General features: G+C 50.1%; 17 protein-coding genes. 13 read left to right on the forward strand and 4 right to left on the reverse strand.

The features are described 5' to 3' along the window. Entirely contained in the window at positions 1-1,254 is a 1,254-nt protein-coding gene (locus ACIS_RS00880) for a citrate synthase (protein ID WP_012880368.1), read from the forward strand. 354 nt (positions 1,255-1,608) lie between these two features. After that, positions 1,609-2,829 carry a glutamate--cysteine ligase gene (gene gshA, locus ACIS_RS00885; protein ID WP_238523292.1) on the forward strand — a complete coding sequence of 407 codons (1,221 nt, stop codon included), beginning with the start codon at positions 1,609-1,611 and terminating at the stop codon, positions 2,827-2,829. Here gshA and holA read toward each other — a convergent pair. Further along, a complete protein-coding gene (holA, locus tag ACIS_RS00890) occupies positions 2,826-3,878 on the reverse strand; it encodes a DNA polymerase III subunit delta (protein ID WP_012880370.1) in 1,053 nt (350 codons plus the stop codon). The genes gshA and holA overlap by 4 nt on opposite strands. 359 nt (positions 3,879-4,237) lie before the next feature. Here holA and ACIS_RS00895 point away from each other — a divergent pair, with 359 nt between their 5' ends. The 9 genes from ACIS_RS00895 (at position 4,238) to smpB (ending at position 11,987) form a co-directional block, all read left to right on the forward strand. Next, positions 4,238-5,449, forward strand: coding sequence for a lipoprotein-releasing ABC transporter permease subunit (locus ACIS_RS00895; RefSeq protein WP_012880371.1), 1,212 nt, complete (start codon positions 4,238-4,240; stop codon positions 5,447-5,449). A 4-nt stretch (positions 5,450-5,453) separates the two neighbouring features. Continuing rightward, a complete protein-coding gene (locus ACIS_RS00900; RefSeq protein WP_012880372.1) occupies positions 5,454-6,206 on the forward strand; it encodes a hypothetical protein in 753 nt (250 codons plus the stop codon). Further along, complete coding sequence (locus tag ACIS_RS00905) at positions 6,203-7,441, forward strand: hypothetical protein (RefSeq protein WP_012880373.1); 1,239 nt, start codon at positions 6,203-6,205, stop codon at positions 7,439-7,441. Before ACIS_RS00900 ends, ACIS_RS00905 begins: the two co-directional genes overlap by 4 nt. Continuing rightward, entirely contained in the window at positions 7,442-7,693 is a 252-nt protein-coding gene (locus tag ACIS_RS00910) for a DUF1467 family protein (RefSeq protein WP_012880374.1), read from the forward strand. Between the two features lie 548 nt (positions 7,694-8,241). Next, positions 8,242-8,814, forward strand: a complete 573-nt coding sequence (gene atpH, locus ACIS_RS00915; RefSeq protein ID WP_041651372.1) for an ATP synthase F1 subunit delta — start codon at positions 8,242-8,244, stop codon at positions 8,812-8,814. A 19-nt stretch (positions 8,815-8,833) separates the two neighbouring features. Beyond that, positions 8,834-10,357 (forward strand): F0F1 ATP synthase subunit alpha, encoded by a 1,524-nt coding sequence (gene atpA, locus ACIS_RS00920; protein ID WP_012880376.1) that lies wholly within the window; start codon positions 8,834-8,836, stop codon positions 10,355-10,357. Between the two features lie 21 nt (positions 10,358-10,378). After that, on the forward strand, positions 10,379-10,879 hold the full coding sequence (gene greA / locus ACIS_RS00925) for a transcription elongation factor GreA (protein ID WP_012880377.1): 501 nt from the start codon (positions 10,379-10,381) through the stop codon (positions 10,877-10,879). Positions 10,880-10,902: 23 nt separating this feature from the next. Continuing rightward, entirely contained in the window at positions 10,903-11,535 is a 633-nt protein-coding gene (gene ribB, locus ACIS_RS00930) for a 3,4-dihydroxy-2-butanone-4-phosphate synthase (RefSeq protein WP_081440555.1), read from the forward strand. Positions 11,536-11,537: 2 nt separating this feature from the next. Further along, entirely contained in the window at positions 11,538-11,987 is a 450-nt protein-coding gene (smpB, locus tag ACIS_RS00935) for an SsrA-binding protein SmpB (protein ID WP_012880379.1), read from the forward strand. Positions 11,988-12,645: 658 nt separating this feature from the next. Here smpB and ACIS_RS00940 read toward each other — a convergent pair. After that, complete coding sequence (locus ACIS_RS00940; RefSeq protein ID WP_012880380.1) at positions 12,646-15,090, reverse strand: valine--tRNA ligase; 2,445 nt, start codon at positions 15,088-15,090, stop codon at positions 12,646-12,648. 384 nt (positions 15,091-15,474) lie between these two features. Between ACIS_RS00940 and ACIS_RS00945 the strand changes: the two genes are divergently transcribed. Next, the gene (locus ACIS_RS00945) at positions 15,475-17,397 is read left to right on the forward strand and encodes a heme lyase CcmF/NrfE family subunit (RefSeq protein WP_011114612.1); all 1,923 of its coding nucleotides are present in this window, start codon (positions 15,475-15,477) and stop codon (positions 17,395-17,397) included. A 50-nt stretch (positions 17,398-17,447) separates the two neighbouring features. After that, positions 17,448-18,263 (forward strand): CAF17-like 4Fe-4S cluster assembly/insertion protein YgfZ, encoded by an 816-nt coding sequence (gene ygfZ, locus ACIS_RS00950; protein ID WP_012880381.1) that lies wholly within the window; start codon positions 17,448-17,450, stop codon positions 18,261-18,263. Positions 18,264-18,630: 367 nt separating this feature from the next. On the opposite strand, the gene ACIS_RS05225 is transcribed toward ygfZ, so the two are convergent. Together ACIS_RS05225 and ACIS_RS00960 are read right to left on the reverse strand one after the other, a co-directional pair. Beyond that, complete coding sequence (locus ACIS_RS05225) at positions 18,631-19,737, reverse strand: P44/Msp2 family outer membrane protein (protein WP_012880382.1); 1,107 nt, start codon at positions 19,735-19,737, stop codon at positions 18,631-18,633. 357 nt (positions 19,738-20,094) lie between these two features. Further along, the gene (locus ACIS_RS00960; protein ID WP_012880383.1) at positions 20,095-21,255 is read right to left on the reverse strand and encodes a P44/Msp2 family outer membrane protein; all 1,161 of its coding nucleotides are present in this window, start codon (positions 21,253-21,255) and stop codon (positions 20,095-20,097) included. Positions 21,256-21,536 lie beyond the last annotated feature (281 nt).

Below are 21,536 nucleotides of genomic sequence, written 5' to 3' on the forward strand. Positions count from 1 at the left end.
ATGGTAGAGAAGGCGATTTTAGAGTGTGGGGATTGCAGGATAGACCTACCTGTTATGTGCGGAAGTGATGGGGTGCTTGCTGTTGATGTGACGAGCCTCTACAAAGACACCAAAATTCTCACTTACGACCCCGGGTTTGTGTCTACTGCTGCGTGCAAGTCCGAGATAACGTTTATAGATGGCGACAAGGGCGTACTGCGCTACCGGGGGCACGATATTGCAGACCTCGCCGTGGCAGATGGCGGGTTTTGCAGCGTTGCTTACCTCCTTTTACACGGGACTATACCCAAGGAGCGTGAGCTTGCTGACTTCATTGCTGCTGTGGGTCGGGAATGCCATACACCTGCGCAAGTTGTGGACGTGATTCAGTCATTACCGCGCGATGCCCACCCTATGGCCATACTTATTGCGAGTTTTGCCGCGCTTGCTGCGCGCTATCATGGCGCTAACTCCCTAGATCCGCTGCGCAGTGCTATTGTGGCAATATCTCAGGTGCCAGGGATTGTTGCTACCATCTACAGACATACTGCTGGCCTTCCTCTTACAAAGGCAGATCCCCACCTGGGATATGTACAGAACTTCGTGGGTATGATGTTTGGTGACCTACATGAAGTGCGGCGAGGTATCATCTGCAGGGCGCTGGAAGCGATCTTCATAATGCATGCAGACCACGAACAGAATGCTTCTACCGCTACGGTGAGGGCAACCGGCTCTGCCGGAGCTAATCTGTTTGCATGCTTGAGTGCTGGTGCAGCAACCTTATGGGGCCCAGCCCATGGGGGAGCGAACGAGGCAGTGGTGAAAATGCTTGAGGAGATTGGCAACCCCGCACGAGTTGGTGATTTTCTTGAAAAAGTCAAAGATAAGGAAAGTGGAGTGAGGCTTATGGGTTTTGGACATAGGGTCTATAAGAACTATGATCCGAGGGCCCGCGTAATTCGGGACATATGCAGGGAAACGTTGAATGGGTTGGGTGCGAGTGACCCATTGCTGGATGTGGCAGTTGCATTGGAAAAAGCGGCTCTGGAAGACGAATATTTCGTCAAGCGCTCTCTTTACCCGAACGTTGATTTCTATTCTGGTATTGTTCTCAAAGCAATAGGAGTTCCGGTGAACATGTTTACCGCATTTTTCGCTCTTGCTAGGACCACAGGATGGTCTGCTCAATGGTATGAAATGGTTACCCAGCAACATGGGGGTCATAAAATATGTCGTCCGCGCCAGCTTTATACGGGCAAGATGAGCGCAGAGTGAGGCGCTTGTTGACAGAGTGTTGCCGTGTGTAGTTTCAGGCTCAACATGTGTGGGCCAGGCTGCGTTCTGGATGAACCACGATGTGGCAGCAGCCACCCGCACATTAGGGGCGGCCGTGCGCCAGTGTACGGTCAACTTTAGGGAAGCAGGTGCTGCCTGAGGTCATTCGCGTGAGCTCAGGTTTGATAGGTGGTGTGACTGGTATCTCTTGTGTGCCAACAAAGGCAGATTTGTGGTTAGCAACATTGCTTTGTCCTGTAGCGACTTAGGGTTTGCGCGTAACAAAATTAGGTGGTTGACACGCGTAAAGACGAGTATAATCTCGGCTGGTTCTTGGCTTGTTGGGGTCCTGTTTTGACATGTGTCAAGATGCTTGAGGACGTGCTTGAGCGTCGTGCAGCGGCGGTAGAGGAATGGTTTGCCGACCGGTTTTCCAGGTACCCCGAAGTCCTGAGCACCTCCGTGGATGTGCGCAGCTCAGGGTACAAGGTAGCCCCGGTTGACGTCAACTTCTTCCCTGCGGGGTACAACAACTTCGGCGTAGGCGCAAGACAAAGAGCGAAGTCGGCTTTCTTGGAGCATCTATCTCAGTATCTTGGGGCGAAGGTGCTGCTGGTTGTTGAGAGCCACACTAGGAACAGGAAATACGTTGACAGTGTCATGGTGCTTAGAGATATGCTGGGCGACTTAGGGTTTCAGCTTGAAGTAGGCGCCTGCGGCATCACTGGAGATATAAGTGTTATGTCTTCCACAGGTGCCGTGCTTGACGTTAGGGCTCTAGTAAACCGCGGGGGAGAGGTGAGTACAACATCTGGTTTTGTGCCCGATCTTATCATGCTCAATAATGATCTTACAAGCGGTGTTCCAAGCGTACTTGATGGCGTCCTAGCGCAGCGCATGATACCTCCACTACATCTTGGCTGGTTTAACAGGAGTAAATCCCGGCACCTTAGTATATACAGTAGGGTGGCAGAAAAGTTTTGTGCAGAGTTTGGACTCGATAAATGGGGGGTCTGTGCGCTCTTCGCGCACTGTCAGGATGTGGATTTTGTGAGTAAGGAAGGCATTGATGACGTTGCCAGTGGCGTTGAAGACTTGATATCAAAAATCGGGGAAAAGTTTCGCCTTTATGGGTTGGATTGCACCCCGTACGTCTTCATAAAGGCTGATAACGGAACCTATGGCATGGGCATCGTGGAAGTGTACAGCGGAGAGGATGTGTTGAACATGAACAAAAAAAATCGCAACAAAATGCGCAGGATCAAAGAAAACAACCCAGTGAAAAACGTGGTATTGCAGGAAGGCGTGCCTACTAGCGAAGTATTTGACAACCACGCGGCAGAACCGCTGTTGTATTGTGTGGGGGCGGAACCTGTATGCTACCTATGCAGATATAACTCTACCAGGAGCAGGTTCGAGAACCTGAATGCCCCGGGGTGCGAGTTTGCCGACGTAGAGGATGGTATTGCGGAGAAGAAAAAGCGCGTTTGGCGCGCAGTCAGCAAACTTGCAATTTTGGCTGCGGCTATAGAGGTGGAAGAGATAGGCGGCCTCCACCCGCACAGCGGAGGCTAGCTGCTGTAACTGCGGTACCCATACTGCGGCGGCTTGCTCTTAGCACGTTTCACAAACGCAGTCAGGGAGCACATCAGATATTTGAAAACCACCTCCTGTGACGTGTCAGAAAGTTTGCACTGTATTTCCGCTTCTAACAATCTCCGCAATATTACCTGCACTGTTCTGTATGAGACGGACTCAGCACTCCTCTTGAGTTTAGGGATTAGCCTGAAAAATACCGGAGGCTGCAACGCTTTCAGGGCGCTGTCAATACTCGCTTGGCTCTGGGTTGTTCTTAGTAGATATTCAAGTTGCATGAAGTACTTCAGACTGGACCGTATCACTAATATTGGGGAAAGCCTATTCTGCATAAGGGTATCCACGTGTTTTAAAGCATCCCCCAAATTACCATCTGTGATTGCTACGCAAAGGTCATCCAGCACAGGGTCTACATCAGTAGACAGGCTTTTTTGCACGTCTTCTGCCGCAAGAGATTTTTGTTCACCCAAATACAGCAACAACTTTTCCAGCTCAGGTTGCAGACAGGCGGAGCCATTCTTCAGCTTGGTGCAGAGCAGCTTGAATGTGCTATGCCTGTAGGATATACCGTGCTTTGCGAGAAAATCAGCCACTATGAAGCTCACATCTTCTTCTTTGTAGCAACCCACTGCAGCGAATTTTTTGTGGCTGCTATAGTAACCCTTAAGCGTAGAAGTTCCTGAAAGCTCGCGGGCTTGAATTATCATGTAACAGTGCTGCATATTCATGCCTTCTATAGCAGCTCTCAGATCGGCGGATAACGTATCCTTCGCATCGGTAAGGAGGATCAAGGATTTTTTACTGAACATCGGGACGGTCATTAAACTTACTAGCAGCTGCTCCGGGTCCCGGTTTGCCTTAAGGAACTCCATTTTGTGTATGACAAATTCACTGTTGCGGTTGATGCGATCCAGGATCTTCTGCGTATACATACTCATCCTGCCGTAATCGCTCCCATGGAGCAGCACGCTCCCGTAAAGCTCTGGGCTATCGAAAAAATCTCTCAGTTTTGATGGGGTAACCTTCACTATTATACCGGAACCGAACCGTGTCTTATTGCCTGGCCCCTCATAGTGTATACAGTATGATGTAGATGTCTAGTCACCGCCTGCACCCACTGGGAAATGCCAATTAACAAACAACGTACACATCCCAAAACAATGTTGCATGTACCACATGCGGCTGACCAAGCTATGCGCCTATCTCTTTCTTGCCTGTGGATTGGAGATTTATATTGTCTATAGAGCCGGCTTCTAGGCCTAAAAGTTGGGTAGTTTCCATACTACAATTTCGGTGTGGATACAGAATGCCGTGTTGGGGGAATTGTAACTGCCCTGGAAGCGTGCTATACGTGCTGTAGATGTAGCTTACGTGTGAGCAGCAGCGTATGAGCTTGGAATGGCTGTTGGCCAGAAGGTATTTACAGTCTAATGGGGGGCGGTTTCTCTTTTCTACGGCGACGGCTCTTTCAATTTTGGGTATTTGTATAGGAGTTGCCACGCTCATATCGGTGACATCAGTGATGAATGGCTTTTCTGCGAAGCTACTGTCCAGCATTTTGGGTATGAATGGCCATGTAACAGTCCATTGCAACTGCCCAGATTATCCCGACGTAATTGCCGGGATTAGCATTATGCCTGGCGTGGTTTCTGCTACACCGGTTGTTGAAGGGCAAGCCATGCTAAAATATGGACGCAACATTATGGGTGCAGTGGTGCGTGGTATGCGCATGCGTGATGTGCGCCACAAGTTACGAGGACACATTGTAGTGGGTGACGTGGATATGCTTGAGGAGGGGATAGTCCTAGGTTTTAGACTTGCGGAAAGCATTGGTGCCGATTACGGTGATGAAATCACTGTAATTTCCCCGGAAACTTCCTCGACGATTTTTGGTGCAGCGCCACGCACGCAAACGTACAGGGTGACTGGCATTTTCGATGTAGGAGTGTATGAGTATGACAGCGCTTTTGCATACATACCGCTACGGGATTCCCAATTGCTTTTTGGGTACATGGATCGGGTACGGTACGTAGAGGTATTTCTCAGGGATGTGACACAATCCTCTGAAGCCCTAGCTGCAATAGCAAGGCGAACTGGCCTCAGGGTAGAAGATTGGAAAGTTCAGCAGGGACAGTACTTTCGTGCTCTGGAATTGGAGCGTGATGCCATGTTTTTCATCTTGGCACTGATTGTCATAGTTGCGGCCTTTAACATAATCTCTGGGATCTCCGTGCTCGTGCGCGACAAAAGGGGCGCGATTGCCATAATGCGCACCATGGGTGTGAGCAGATATGCAGTGATGCGTATATTCTGTATGTGCGGTGCTTTTATAGGTATGTTGGGTACCGGTCTTGGGTGCGTTTTAGGGGTTGCCTTCTCCGCAAACATAGAAAGTATAAATAGCTTTGTTAGCTCTTTTGGGCGCGGAACACTTTTTGAGTCAATAGCATACTGTCTGGATGGGATATCACCGGAGATGATGTTTGAGGATATCGCAAAAGTTGTTGCGCTGTCTCTTGGTGCCTCCCTATTGGCTGCTGTGCCTCCAGCTATTGTGGCCGCACGCCAAAACCCAGTTGATATTCTTAGGTATGAGTGAGCAAATGAAGGCGGAAAATTGCGGATGGATAGGAGTTTTTTGTGTCCTGTCTCTGTGTATGGGCGGAATTACGTACTTCGTCTTAGAGTGTAGAGAGATATTGTTAAATGTCTCGGCCAATGTGGAAAGGCTTGCTGATGAGCGCACGCGCGTGAGCCCGATATTGTCTGACGTGTTATCAGAAGTGCAACAACTCAAAAACGCAATTCCTCGCAAGAGGACCATTGTGGTAAACAAGGAGGGGTGTGCACGCGCGGAATGTCTGGCTAGGGTGTTGCTAATGGTGGCTGACCTACGTAAGGCCTTTGCTTTGGGGGCAATGTCTCACGATGCAGTCTACGCAGTGAAGCCTATGCTTGTAGAGTTACATGACCAGCAGATAGATGATAGCTTTAGAGCTGTTGAGGTGTTTAATTCGAGGAAGGGATATAGGGACCTGATTGAGGACTTATCTAATCTCAGAAAGGGGCTACGTACAACAATGGCCGGCCCAATTGGTAAGCGCCTGTCAAAATGGATATCAATAGAAAACCATAACGAAACCATGTGGCAGGAGTTTGAGCGCTTAGAGCGCCTGGCACGCCAAGGTGCTTGGGAAGATTGTTTAGAGGTTGCCAACGATGCTTCGTTAAGCTCCGTGCCCGGTATAAAATCTTGGGCAAAAGATCTGGAATCCGTGCTGGAAGTTGATAGAAGCCTGTCCACCATATACGATCGGCTGATAGAGCGTGTTAACAGTAACCCAGAGGGAATATGATCACCTATTTTTTAATTTGCATAGTCACATCCCTGGCAGCTGGACTGGCTATACAGAATTACGAGGAGCTCGTGTTCAAAATAGACATTGCTGGATATGTCATAGAGGCAAGCACAGTGTTTGTGGTTTTTGTGGCGTGTGCCCTGGCGCTCCTACTTACTGCTTTGCTACGGCTATGCCTGACTTGTGCGCTCATTGCCTATAAGATCAAATGCAGGTCTGTTGCTAAACGGTATGAATCTCTGGGGAGGGGATATGCCCTGCTGAGCTCTGGTGGGGTGATGAACCATGGGCAGATTGTAGATACAGTGGAAAAGCTTCGTGGACTTGATTGCTATTCTCTTGCGATTTTGGAGACATGTGCGTGGTTTAGGCTTGGGCAGTACGAAATGGCAGAGAAACCGCTGCTGACGCTGAAAAATAGCTGCTTGCCCGACGGAAGACTGGGGCTGTGGCTGTTGGAGTTACTAAATAGGGAGCGCAGCAAGGATTGTAGATTGAGAGTGCTACGAAGGTTATGTGATGTGTTCCGCCGGGTACCTTGGGCCACAATGTTCAAGGTAGAAATTGCCCGCATAGAGGGAGACTGGGATACTGCACTTGTGGAAACGAGGCTGGCAGCGAGGCGGGGCGTTGTCCTGCCATACAAACACGAGAGGATGGGGGATGTGGCCTGCCTAATGCTTGCAAGGGCATGCTGTCAGCGAGGCAACTATAGAGAGGGCCTCAAGTTGGTGGAAAAGGTGACAGATATGCACGCAACCATTCTAAAGGCAACTATCCACGAAAAATTGGGCAACCTGCGAAAAGCTAGGGATGTGCTAGAGGTTTGTTACAAAACCGCTCCACACCCGGAAGTAGTTACTGCATACTTGGCAGTGTCACAAGATCAAGATGCGGCAATGGAACGCCTCAGTAGCTTAAATGCCGAGCATTACGTCAGCATGCTATTGGCCATCAGGCGATATGTGAGTGTGAAGCAGTACAATGCAGCCGAGCAGTATGCCAAGCGTGCACTTGCGAAGTACAAGTACGTTGAGCTATACTGCGCGATGATGGAGGTCATGGCGTGTATAGGGAATGTTGACGAGGTTGCATACTGGCTTGAGAAAATGAGGAAAGACTCCTTACCAAATATGCAATGGCGGTGCACAGAATGTTGTGCTGTATCATCTGGGTGGAGCCATGAATGCTCGGTCTGTAGCACCTTTGATTCTATACAATGGCTGGGGTAAGTGGTTGCAGGTGCGCTGCTTGTGTTCACTATCACCTGGTGGGTGGCCATTTTCATCGCGCTGCCCATCAATATTGAGGTAGATGCGAATCCACAGGTGGGTTGTGCCGGCAGTGCCCCCAGGAACGCTCACTTGGCTGCGAAAGTTTTGATAGTGACCATAATTTCTTCAATGTGTGCCGGTCTGTACTGCTATCTGAAGTATGTGGGGTATCTTGCAGATTTGAGCTTTTTGTATGACTTGGTGCCCTAGGGGGTGCACGGGGGAGGAGCGGTAATTTCTGCTTTCTTCCCGGGTTTGGCGCGACCAAATCTGCATTCTGTGTGTGCTATGGAACCCTCCCCCAGTGCAACTGCTCGGTTACCCCCACTTTGTGAGTATCAGGGCATGCAGATTCGGGAAATATGCGTACTCAGAACGAAGATACACCGCGCTATGGGCGCGAACGTAAATGACAACGGTGACGTGGGAACAAAAGATCAGAACCCACATTTATGGCGCAGGAAATTGCCTGCTGTGGATGGTTGGCACAGTTAAAAACAGAAAAAGTGGTGGGAAGCTGCAGAGTATATGACGGTGTGGAGCGCAAAACATGCACTGAGATACCTGCATACAGGCAACATAATATTCCTACTATGTTGTAGCGGGCTAATTCTATGTATATTTCATAAAACCATGTGCTAGATGTGTATATGTGACCGAAAGCATGGACAGTTGTATGCTAGCACGGGTGTATTGTGGGGAAACCACTTGACTGGGTATACAGTGTAGGCGATAATACGGCGGGTGTTCTGTGTTTTTTGTTTTTGGGTGTTGTGAAAAAGCGTGGGAATGGGCGTGTTGCGTACTGTTATGCGCGTGCCTTGCTGGATGTTGTTATGGATAGCGCGGACGGCATCTGCGGGGAGATCAGGCTAGTGGAAGATGCTCTTACTGCAGATGGTGAGGTCCGTGCGTTTTTCTCAAATCCTGTGACGCCAAAAGAGAACAAAATTGGGGTGTTGCGCGCTTTAGGCGAGAGCTGTAAGCTGAGTCAACCCCTGGTGGGCTTTCTCTGTGTAGTTGTGGGGGATGGCAAATTTGATCTGCTGTCTGACATGTTCGCGGAGTTTTTTGTCCTGCTCATGCGTGCGCGTGGTCAGTTTGCGCTGGAAATAACCACGGCGTCTCAGGCGTCTGCTGCTGAAGAGGAGCGGATATTGAACATTGTGAAGTCAGAGTATGGAGAACCAGCAACCGTGACTAAGCGCGTGGATCCTGCAATACTTGGCGGGTTCGTTGCGAAGATGGATTCCCTGGTGATCGATGCCTCGTTCTCCGGGTATTTGCGGGAGCTAGAGAATGTGAGCAGGGGTGTTGTTTGTGGTGTGTAGTGTTGTGGCAGGGTGAAGCATGAGCGTTGTGTCCTCGAGTGATGTACTCAGAATCCTGAAGGAAAAGATTGAGGGTTTTGACAACCCGGTTAAGGCTAGCAGCGTTGGGGATGTTGTCGCCATAAAAGACGGTATAGCCCTAGTCTATGGCCTAGGTGGCGTAAAATTTGGTGAGACCGTGGCTTTCTCTTCCGGGGTGCGCGGCGTAGTTGCGGGGCTGGAGCGCGATACGTGCAGTGTGGTGGTCTTTGGAGAAGATAGAGAGATCCGCGAGGGAGATTCTGTACAATGTACGGGTGAGCTTATGACCGTACCTGCGGGACTGTCTGTGCTTGGTAGGGTTGTAAATCCACTCGGACTTCCGGTAGATGGGGGTGGTCCCATTGTGGCCGACTGCAGCCTTCCGGTAGAGGCCAAAGCACCTGGCGTAATGGCTAGGCAGCCCGTGTGTGAGCCTTTGCAGACCGGGATAAAGACTGTAGATATGCTTATTCCAATTGGGCGGGGTCAGCGTGAGCTCGTCATCGGCGACAGGAAGACAGGCAAGACGGCGATGGCACTTGACGCCATTATAAACCAGAAGCGCACCAACGATTTGGCTGATGCTAAGAATAGGGTGTACTGCATTTATGTCGCGATCGGCCAGAAGAATTCTTCGATCGCCAGGGTGGTACACAAGTTGAAAGAAACGGGGGCTATGGATTACACAATCGTTGTGGCTGCTGGTGCATCTGACCCCGCATCTATACAATACATTGCGCCGTATGCTGCGTGTGCCATGGGGGAATTTTTCCGGGATAATGGCATGCACTGCTTGATTGTGTATGATGACTTGTCTAAGCACGCTGTTGCATACAGGCAGATGTCTCTGTTGTTGCGGCGTCCTCCGGGCAGGGAGGCTTATCCCGGTGATGTGTTTTACATACATTCGCGGCTCCTAGAAAGGGCGGCCAAGTTGTCTGATGACCTAGGCGGCGGCTCCCTGACTGCGCTACCGGTCATCGAAACACAGGCTGGTGACGTATCTGCCTACATACCTACCAATGTGATTTCCATAACTGATGGGCAGATCTTTTTGGAGTCCGAGCTATTTCACAAGGGGTTTAGACCCGCGATTAATGTCGGCTTGTCCGTTTCTCGTGTTGGTTCCGCAGCCCAGGTTAAGGCTGTGAAGAAGGTTGCCGGTTCTATGAAGCTCACTCTGGCACAGTATAGGGAGTTGGAGGACTTTGCCAGGTTTGGCTCCGATCTCGACCCTAGCTCCCAGGCTATGCTGGAAAAGGGACGTAGGTTTATGGAGTTGCTCAAGCAGGGGCAGTGTTCCCCCCTCTCTGTGGAGGAGCAGGTTGTGGTTGTGCTTGCTGGTGTTGATGACTGTGTGAATGGCATCCCGGTTAGTGAGATGGGTAGATTCGAAAGGGGCCTTCTGGAGCGTCTTCGTGCTGAGCATCGGGATCTTATGTCTTCCTTGTCAGTCGATATTGCTGATGATATAAAAGGTAAGCTTTTGGAGGTTATAAGGGGTTTCGCTGCTGGTTTTTGAGTAGAAGAGGATGGGTGCTGTATGAGTGATTACGTGACCACCAGGTTTCCAATCACGAGGAGGGGGTTCCAGAAGTTGGAGGCGGAGTTAGAGGCTCTCAAGAGTGAAAGGCCTAAGATTATCAAATCTATATCAGACGCCAGGGAGCTGGGTGACCTTTCCGAGAACGCTGAGTATCATGCGGCGCGCGAGAGACAGGGGCTCGTTGAGAGCAAGATAATGGAACTTGAGTCCAAGCGCTCCAGGGCTGAAGTGATAGATGTGTCCGAGCTGTCAGGGGACACTGTGATGTTCGGTGCCACAGTAACGGTGTCAGTCTATGACGAACAGGCCGACTCCACAGGTATTATGAGGTATCAGATTGTTGGTGAGTATGAAGCGGATATATCTAAGAATATGATTTCCATAAAATCCCCGCTGGTGCTTTCCCTGTTAGGCAGGAAGGAGGGAGACACTGTTGAAGTGAAAACGCCCAGGGGCGACTATAAGATATACCAAATTATAAAAATTGAATTTGTGTGAGGAAAAAGGGGGAGCTGGTTGATATGAGTGTTGAGCTACTGGCCTCGGGGGTTTTTGCTCCTGTAGATAAAGTTGTCGAGGCTGCTGCCCAGGGCAAGGCTTTTGTACTTTTAGATGATGCGGAAAGGGAGAACGAAGGTGATTTGGTAGTGCTTGCTGACAGGGTCAGCGCTGCGACGATAAACATGATGATAAGACATGGTAGCGGGATTGTGTGTCTTGCAATCTCTGAGCAACATGCAGACAGGCTGGGTTTGGCTCTAATGCCCAGGCGTAACGCGAGTGATGGTTGTCCGGCCTTCACCACGTCCATAGATGCTAGGTATGGAATAACTACCGGAGTGTCTGCGTATGACCGCGTGGCAACAATACTGGCTGCAGTTGCTGAACACAGCACTGCTGATGATATAGTCACCCCGGGACACGTGTTTCCCATAATAGCTGACAGTGGTGGGATTACCAAACGGGCGGGCCACACCGAGGCAAGTGTGGAGATAGCAAAACTTGCTGGCGCGACAGGCGCGGCGGTTATCTGTGAGCTTATGAACCCTGATGGCACCATGTCCAGGCTGCCCGAAATCGTTGCATTTGCTCAGGCGCACGATGTTGGTGTTACCACAATAAAGGGGCTTGTGGAATACCTGAGTAGCGCTTAGTAATGGAGGTAGTTGCGGAGAATCGCAAGGCAAGGTTTGACTATTTCGTACTACAGGAGTATGACGCCGGGATGGTGCTGGTCGGGAGTGAGGTGAAATCCCTGCGCCAGCGCAAGGTCAGTATGGGTGATGCCTACGTCTTGGAAAAAGACATGGAGCTGTGGATACACAATCTACACATCTCCGAGTACAACAGGTCAGACCGCAAAAATCATAAGCCGTTGCGCGTGAGGAAGCTGCTACTACGCAAGCGTGAGATCCACAAAATTGCTGGTAACATGAAAGTGTCGGGTCTAACTGTAGTGCCGCTGATGATCTTTTTTAATGACAAGGGGATTGCAAAAATCAAAATTGCAATAGTGAAGGGGAAAAAGCTATACGATAAGCGCGAGGCTATAAAAACCAGGGACTGGCAGCGCGAGAAGAGTAGAATATCCCGCAGGGAAGTCTAGAGTACGCCGTGGTTGGGTAATTGCGCGCTCGGACAACAATGGGGCCGCGTATGGCTGTAGATACCTGCTTTGAGTAACGAGTCGGGTTTACTCGTGGTTAGTTGATCCTCTACTGGTAGACGTTTCACATCGGCCATAATTCCCAGCGACTGCATTACAGGGCACACTGGCAGGGCCATAGTCCATAAAAGGGGCGCACATAGATTGCAACTTTGGGCCCAGATCGAGCGGATCCTATTGTTGAGGGGTGTATTTTGGCTGCGACCTGTGGGTGCCAATGTTACGGCAACTTCAATCGAGACATACTAGCTGGCTATAGTCCGCAAAAGGGGCGCACTTCGGGCCCAATGTTATAGCAACTTCGAGGTGCAGGGCACACTTCGGCTTATGGACTCGGTTAGACACATGGTGTGTGCATATGCACTTAGTTGCTGCTCACGGTGGCATTTTATGGCAGCGTCGTGGTGCACCAGCCGGCTATAGCCCGTAAAGGGGGCGCACATAGATGGCACACTTCGGGCCTAGGTAGAGGGGCCTTGTCGTGGGGGTGTAGCTTTTGGCCGCGACCTGTGGGTACCAATGTCACGGCAACTTCAATGCGAGGCGCACTAGCCTGCCCGTGGGACGCGGTTGGATCCATAGTGCTTGGCATATGCGCTTAGTTGCTGCTCACGGTGGGTGCCAATGTTACGGCGACTGCAAGCTCTGCACTGTCTGGTGCGGTGAGTTTGATCTGCTCTGCGCAGCACATATGTTTCAAATCCTCGAGCATAGATTCCGGAAAGTCAGTTGCAAGTCCGCCTATGGTTATGAGCTCGACTGGGTATTTGACGGAAACCTGCGCGTGGGTTTTCGCTTTGCGCACTTCCTCCACTATTTTTATTAATGCATCACCGTGCTGCTCAAGTGAGGCATTGTAGGGAATTTCGTCAGCGTTCGGCCACTCTTGGGCGTGTATACATCCGGAGAAAAGTGTACCATATACTGCCTCAGTGACATACGGTAGAAACGGTGCAAACAGCAGTAGTAGGGTTTTTAGGGTATGATGTAAAGTGCTGACAGCGGAGGCATGCCCGTGTGCCGACCCGTGATTGTACGCCCTATGCTTTACCAGCTCCAGATAGTTGTCGCAAAAATCCTTCCAGAAAAATTCCTCTGTGCGATTCAGTGCTGCGCAGTACTCGAAAAGTTTTAGGTTTTCTGTATTATGGGCAACCGCTTTGTGCAATTTGGATAGTATCCACAGATCTGTAGGTGCCGCTGTCGTGCTGACGGGAGGGCTATCGCGCAGAAAAGTGGCCACAAACTTACTCGCATTCCACAGCTTGGTTGTGAGCCTTCTGCCAGTTTTCAGCACTTCTTCGGAAAATACAGTATCGGCCCCCAGGCGGGATTTCGCAGCCCAGTATCTTACGGAATCTGCCCCATAAAGATCTAGTGTACTTTCGGGATCCATTGCATTGCCTTTGGATTTGCTCATTTTTGTCTTATCCTCAGCAAGGCACCATCCGCTGATCATTATGTTTTTCCACGGAATCTCTCCGTTGTGGTAGTAAGACTTCAACATTGTGTAAAACGCCCACGAACGTATAATTTCGTGGCTTTGCGCCCGGAGATCTGTGGGAAATAAAGGCTCGAGATTCTCATTGCGTAACACTTGCCCTACAGATTTTGTAAGAAACTGTGGCGATATGGAGCTGGTGGCCCACGTGTCCATAACGTCCACATCCGGTTCGACTTCATCTCTGCCATAGCCGCTGGGCAGGTCGCGCAATGGATCTACGGGGAGATCGCGCACATCGGGCAAAAGCACCTTGCCCACCTCGCCCTCACGCTTGGAGTACCATACCGGGAACGGTACACCGAAATACCGCTGCCTAGATATGCACCAATCCCAGTTGAGGTTTTCGATCCATATTTCCATGCGTTTACGCATGCTGTCCGGGTACCACTGCACTTTTTGTACTTGCTCAAGAAGCTCGTGCTTGTGCTCCATTACCCTCACGAACCACTGGTGGCTAAGCAATATCTCTATTGGTGCGCCTGACCTTTCCGCGCACTTTACAGTGTGCACTATCGGCTCCTGTGAAACCAGCAATCCGGCGCCCTCCAGCGCGTCACAAACCGCCTTTCTGGCCTTCTGCACATGCATTCCGTCAAACTGTGCTGCAGGGATTTTTGCATCTGGAGTATCTTCCGCCAAGTCTACTATATGCCCGGTCCTGCTCACAATGGTTTTGGTGTCTAAATTATGTGTGCGCCACCAGTAGACGTCTGTTTCATCGCCAAATGTGCAACACATTACCAATCCTGTGCCTTTGTCAATTCGCACTTTGTCGTCAGGTAAAATTTTGACTTTATGCCCCCCGACGGGCACCACTGCAAACTGGCCGTGTAGGTGAGTGTACCTATCATCTTCCGGATTGAAAAACAAAGCCACGCATGCAGGTATAAGCTCCGGCCGGGTGGTGGCTATATCGATTTTCTCTCCACCTACTGTGTGAAAGCTAATGGTGTTTAAGTGGGAGTGCAGATCTAGCTCCTCAACCTCCGCATGCGCTATAGCGGTGCAATCTACGGTGTCCCATAATATGGGCTGCTGTTTTCTGTATAGCTTGTCTTTTGCGTATAAATCGAGAAAAGAGGCCTGCGAGAGCCGCTGTACTTCTTCGCTGACCGTGTGATATTCCAACGCCCAATCGTAGCTTATTCCCAGCCGCCTGAATAGATTTCTGAACTTAGTTCTGAACTCGTGCGAGACCTCCCTGCACATTTTGGTGAACTCCGCCCTCTCTAACTGCACTGCCCTCAACTTTTTGATTTTTTCAACCAGCCGTTCGGTTGGAAGCCCGTTGTCATCAAAGCCGATGGGGTAGAAAACGTCCTTTCCGGCCATTCTTTGGTAACGTGCTATGAAGTCCGTGTGGCAGTAACTAAAAACGTGCCCCATGTGCAGAACTCCAGACACAGTCGGCGGCGGTGTGTCGATTACAAAACTCTGTGCAACGTTTCCCTTCCACTTGTAAATTTTGTGCTCATCCCAAGCGGCGTTACACTCTTCTTCTACGGTTTTGTGCTGATATCTACTATCTAAAGACTGCATAAAATGTCGAACGCGTACGTTCAAGCGATAAACCTGGAGTATAAAAAATTGTCATGTTATAAACAACCCTAATTTCGTATACTGCAGTCACCGCCGGTATGGCACACATTTGGGAATAAATTGGGGTGTAACCGAAACGTGGTAGACTGCACTGGCATATCATGGCCATGCCGGTATCCTAAGCTGCGTCCCGCGCGCTGTGCCATGGGTGAAAATTGTTAGGTGATGCCAATCATGCCCGTTGATAACCACAGCGCGTGCTAGTTTAGAATCCGGTGGAGCGTGCCAGCGGTTGAGTAAGTGGCGCATTCGCTATAAAGTAGTGCTAGTCCATACCTGCCGCTAGCAGGGGCTGATGTTTCAAACACAAGCCAGCGAGGTTATATGCAATATTCGATGGGCGGCTTGGGCGCGTTTTTAATGTGCGCGTGCGCGCTGTCTCTGCTGTGTTCCGTGGTTGCACGCTTATCAACCGCGTGGGGGGCAACACTGACGCACGTGGCATTCTCGTTATACAGCGCAGCTGCAGCCCTGCTCACCTACCTGCGGGTTACGGACCACTTCAACTACGCACACGTATATCAGAATTCGCATACTACTCAACCACTCCTGTACAAGGTGTGCGGGATATGGGGAAACTATGAGGGCTCAAACCTGCTGTTTGTATGGATGCTGAGTGCATATGGAACGCTTATTGCGCTTCTGGTCAAGCGAGACGATCTGAAAGGAGCTGCGCTCGTCGTACAAAACTTGCTCAGCTTTGGCTTTGCGCTGTTTGGCGTCATATTTGCAAATCCATTCCTGAAAGTTATAACCCTGGACGCAGACGGGCTGGGTTTTAACCCAATGTTGCAGGATGTCGGGCTTGCACTTCACCCCCCAGTATTGTTTGGGGGATACACAGGTTTTGGCGCAGTATTTTCCATAACGATTGCTGCACTTGTTTTGCGCATAGACCCCAAAGAATGGGTCGCGGTTATACGTGGTTGGGTGTTAGGCGCGTGGACTTTACTCACGCTGGGTGTAGCACTTGGCGGATGGTGGGCATATAGGGAATTAGGTTGGGGAGGATTTTGGTCTTGGGATCCGGTTGAAAATGTTTCCTTGATGCCGTGGTTTTTGGGGGTGGCGCTCATTCACATGATGCCGGTGGTGAAAAAGTTCGGCATATATTGCAATTTTACGTTTTTGCTCGCTTTGCTGGCGTTTATTTCCAGCTTGTGCGGCACATTTTTAGTGCGCTCTGGGTTTTTAGTTTCTGTTCATGCTTTCGCGAATGATCAAGGATGCGGCATTTTTCTACTGGCTTTGGTTACGACAATAACGGTGGGCGGGCTGCTAACATTTGTTATTAAGTACAGAAATTTGCCGGAGACCTGCTGCCACTTCGGCTGCATATCAAAACTCACCGCGATTTTGGCCAATAGCGTAATAATGTTGACCGCGTTTTTGGTGGTTTTGGCAGGGACTGTGTATCCCATAATTCTAGAGCTGCTTGAGGGGGATACCATATCTGTAGGCGCGCCATATTACAATAACGTGTTCAGCGTGCTATCCGTAGCGTTGTTTTCGGTTATGATATTGCTCTCTGGCCTAAGTTGGGACGGCTCGGAGAAATTTAAAATGACCTTCAAAATTTCTTCCGTAATCGCAACACTTCTTGTACCTTTTGCAGCGCCCCTTGGGCTCACCGGAGTGTTAATTTTGCTGGCTGCGCTGTTGTTTTTTTCGATACTGGAAGATTACATTTATCGAGTGCGTAGCTCACAAATGCGGCTGAGTGCTGCGGTCAGGCGTGTGAGCCTTGGGCGATATGCAATGATGATGACACACGCCGGTGTTGCGGTTTGCATGTTTGGCATCATCTGCTCTACTGCATTTCAGGAAGATGTAACACAATACATGAAAGAGCGCGAATCCGCAGAAATTCACGGGTTTAGCGTGACATTATCTGGTGTGTCACTGGTAAAGCGGCCGCATAACGAGGCCATAAGGGCGAAGTTTTCCGTGGCTAGATCAGGCAAAGTAGTGTGTCTATTGTTCCCCGAAAGTAGGTTCTACTATGTCGAAGGTATTAGAAATTCTGAAAGTAGCATCTGTCACGGATTACTTGCGGACATATACATAGTAGTAGGTGAAGTGGATAAAAATCGCGGGATAGCGGTGCAGATGCACTACAAACCACTAATCAATCTGGTATGGGCAGGGTTTGCCCTGATGGCGGCCGGGGGAGTGCTGTCGGTAGTTAAAGTATGGCTGCGCCGCAGGCAAAACAATCCTGCTATAGGTGCAAATAGTACTGCCTGATTGGATGAAGTTTAGTATGATGATTACTGGCGCACCATTGAGGGATAGTAGTGAAACTTTTTCGGCTTCACGACCGCAGTGTTTTAAGGGTTTATGGCCCTGACGCTGGAAAGTTTCTACACGGCATCACTACCAATGATGTACTTGGAATCGGGGCTCGGGAGCCTATATACAATTTGATATTAAATCCCCGCGGAAGGTACGTATTTGATTTCTTTCTAATCCCTCATGAACAAAATTTCTTGCTAGACTGCGCAAGTGCGGACGCGGATGCTCTCACCGAATTGCTGCGTTCATATAGATTGCAGCTAAAAGTTAGGGTGAAGCGCTGCGATGACGAATGCGCCGTTGCAGTGCATCCTAATACGGTTGATAGCGGAAATGCCGCAAATTTTGAGGATGCCATACTGTTTCAAGATCCACGGGACCCAAAGATGTGGATGCGCGCGATTGTGCCTACCACCGCGTCGATAACCTGTGATGAGCTGCCGAACTTAAACGAGTACGAGCTGCTGAGAATTAAGTGCACGATTCCAAACTGCGTCCTAGACATGGTGAGAAATGAATCATTCCCGCTGCACTTTGCGATGGACAGACTTAACGCCATAAGTTTGAACAAGGGGTGTTACATCGGGCAAGAAATTGTAGCGCGTATGTGGCGTATAGGCGCGAAAAAGAAGCTATACACGGTATTTTCAGACACGAAAACATTGGTATGTGGGCAGGAAATATTTGCGCAGGGACAGCCTGCAGGGCACATGCTATCCACGCTTGAGGGTTGGGGCTTGTGTCTTTTGGAGGTTGAAAAAATTGCCGATGGTTGCAATCTGGAAAGTGGCGGCACTCACCTGAAAATTTATGAGTAGTAGAACGGGGCGGTGGGATATACTGCGGCCTTGGCGCTCTTCTATATGTTTCTGCGCCAAAGGGTGCAACGTGGGATGGTGCTTTACATACAACGATTAAGGCAAGGATCTGGAAAAGATTACTGTTCACACTACCTAGGGGCACGGTTATAGGGCAGGGGAGCGGTTTGCGCGCCCCTACATCTTGCCTAGTTCCTGCCGTAATTCCTATACTCTACACCAACGCAAGCTACTCTCCGCCGGGTGTGGCCCTGCCTTCCGGCGGTTTGGTGCGATCCCCAGTGCCTCGTCACCGCTGGGTAGGCGCAACACCCATGTTGCCACTGGGCGCGGCTGTACGCAACTTCAGGCACGGAGGCGTGCGTAGCTAAAACTCGAGCTTCAGCCCCAGATTGCAACCAGAGTAGGAAAGCTTGAGTGCAACGTCAGCAAAATTGCTGCCCTGGTCGGCATATGTATCTCCCAGCACATGCTCAACGACAAATTTTCTATAACGCACCTCACCGGGTACCTTGTGGACAAAGGCTTCCAAATTCACCGAGACTCTTTGCGTAAGCATGTAGTTCACTCCTAGACGTGCTCTATATGCAAGTTTCCAGAGGATGTTACCGGATACATCGACTAAATTTCCACCGACGCTTCCGCAAACATACGGGGTAAGACGCCCTGAGGATGTACGGCTAGGCGCGTCGTAGCACGCACTGAGCATGACTGCCGTAATCTCTATGTCGTTTATTTCCACAACGGCAGAGGGCTCCCCGCCACCACCTATCATTTTGTCAATCAACAGCTTAGCTGCTGTTAGTCTATCTTTGCTACTGAACAACACAAGCCGCTCCGCCGCATACCTGGCGTCATCGTGCCCATACATAGAGATCTTGTACATTGCAGTGCCGAGACTATCGTCTGATGAATCTATGGCCAGCCCTTTCTGGCACCCTGTACAGCTCTCCAAGGCCTCAGCGATATTGCCGCTGTTGCCGTTGTAGGCGAGAGCGTAGGTGAGGTTTTTAAGTAGTAGGAAAAAACCAGCTCCGTTTCCGGGCTCTCCGTTAATTTTTGCAGGGAATCTTTTTCCTTCCATGCCGAACTCAACCCTCACGTTGCCTGTGGCATATCCTGCGGACCACCCGAACGAAGGAAACTCCCCACATCCAAAATCTATGTCAGGATTTGGTGATTCCCAGTCAAAACTTGCCGCCTCCTTTAATAGCTCGGTGTGCTCGGTACTTTGGCTTCTGCTCATGGGTAACACGCCAGCGGTCTTGCCATCGATAGTTCCTAATCTTAGGCCTCTCACCATACTGTGTGTCCAGCTTGCTGTTCCAGCCACGTACACGCGCCGCAGATCTGCACTGTCGCGATCAATGCGACGCCCGGCACCAAATGCGAAGCACACGGGCAAGCAAGCTACAACTGCGCACACGCCTGCAACCGGAGGGACTTTTTCTCTCCACAAAGCAACCACGTTCATAGGTAACTCTCCACAACACAGCACACACAACCGGACCGGGTCCAGCGCCTGGATTCTATCAGCTTCACCGTGAACATTGCAAGATGAATTTTGGTTTTTCAATCAGCCGCACCGTAAACTACGCGTTTTTTTCGGACGAGTCATAGTTTGCCCAATGCGCTGTCCTGGGTATACTGGATATGCGAACTCTATAGCGCCAAACCGTCTGTGTGGCAGCATCACTTTGAGGTAGAGTATGCGATGTGTGGGTCACATGGCCCCGCCTGTTTGGTATTGCAACAAGAATGGTGGGTGCTACTCAAGCACCAGGAGCAACAACCCTGCTGCCGCTCCTGGATTCTCTGTAATTTGGGTGTACTAAATCGAAAAGCTTGCTCCGATGTTCAAACCGAGGTTTTTCAATCGGAATGTAGCCGAAGCATCAGTGCTCGATGCTGCGTGACTGCCTGCTACAGCTTCCGTCTCCAGGCTTGGGTGCCGCACATCACCAAATACACCCTGCAAAAACGCACCTGCGGTGATATGAACACGAGGTGTTAGTGCATAACGCGCTCCGCCCTTTACTTTGTACAAGAGCCGTGTGGTGGTATCACCTGACATACCTATAACACCCCAGCCAACACCTGCGCAGGCGTAAGGTATCAGCCTCACGTCTGGGGTATATGCAGGAACGTCTCGACAAATGTTGAGCGTAGCGGATGTTGATGTAATGCCACTAATCCTAATAACCGTAGCACCTTCCACGTTCTTAATAAAGCCGCTTGCAACGCTTGCTATACCCTGTGTGCTGAGCTCCGCTATTTTTTTAGCAACCAACTTCGGGCCGTATTTATATTTCTCCGCACCATAGCCTGCTACAAGATGCTTAACTGCGCTCCTTGGGAATTCGTCTTCGGGGTCTCTTTGCATGCTCTGCATTATATCCACAAAGCGCTGCTCTGCACCCGCCTTTAGCGCCAGCTCGATTTCTTCAATGCCTGATAGTACTGACTTAATTTTCTGTGCATCGCCACCCATATGTTGCAAAAGTGCACTTTCTATAGCATCGGCATCACGCTGGGCAATTGCGTGCGCGAAATCTCGGATAAGCAGAAACGTACCACCGCTACCCACTTCGCTAGCCTTGACCGGAAACACTTCCCTTCCTACTTCCAGTTCTATTCTGAGATCCTGCATATCTAGCCCTACCACGCCAGCGATTGCGGGAAAGCTGCTATTTTCGAACTCTACCCGAGCATCCAGTTTGTCCCAGTCAAATCGCTCAGACACGGTACCAATTCCGCTGTGGTACGTAAGTATACCTGCTGGGTACTGCCCTGCGTTTTTCAACCTGAAGTCCTGTACGCTGCTGTACGAGGGGTTAAGTGTCAATCCAGTGTAAAGCTTGCCCCGGTGCTGCTTGTAATATGTTGTATCTGCCGTTGCTACGGACGGTAACGCGCAATTTAGACACACAGCGGATAAAGCTATCGTGCTCACTAAACAAGACCGCATATAGTTCACAAAAACAACGCCCATAAGCGACTTCCTCCACTATTCAATGATTATGCTGAGAAACGAGGCGCTGTGTGCTCCTCGTGCAACATGTCTAGCGCACACAAACTGAAATTTCTTTTATCTTAGTTGGCAGAGTAACTTGGTTATGGCCTTGGATGCGGCAGCTATGATGTTGCAAAAATTCCGCATATCAATAAAATTGCAACTTCATGTGGAGAGTGTGTCTCAAAACCCATAATGGAAGTGTGCCAAGCAACCACAAGTTATAGGTTAGCAAAGCCGCATCTGAAGTGTGTAAATGC

The sequence above is a fragment of the Anaplasma centrale str. Israel genome (assembly GCF_000024505.1).
Classification (GTDB): domain Bacteria; phylum Pseudomonadota; class Alphaproteobacteria; order Rickettsiales; family Anaplasmataceae; genus Anaplasma; species Anaplasma centrale.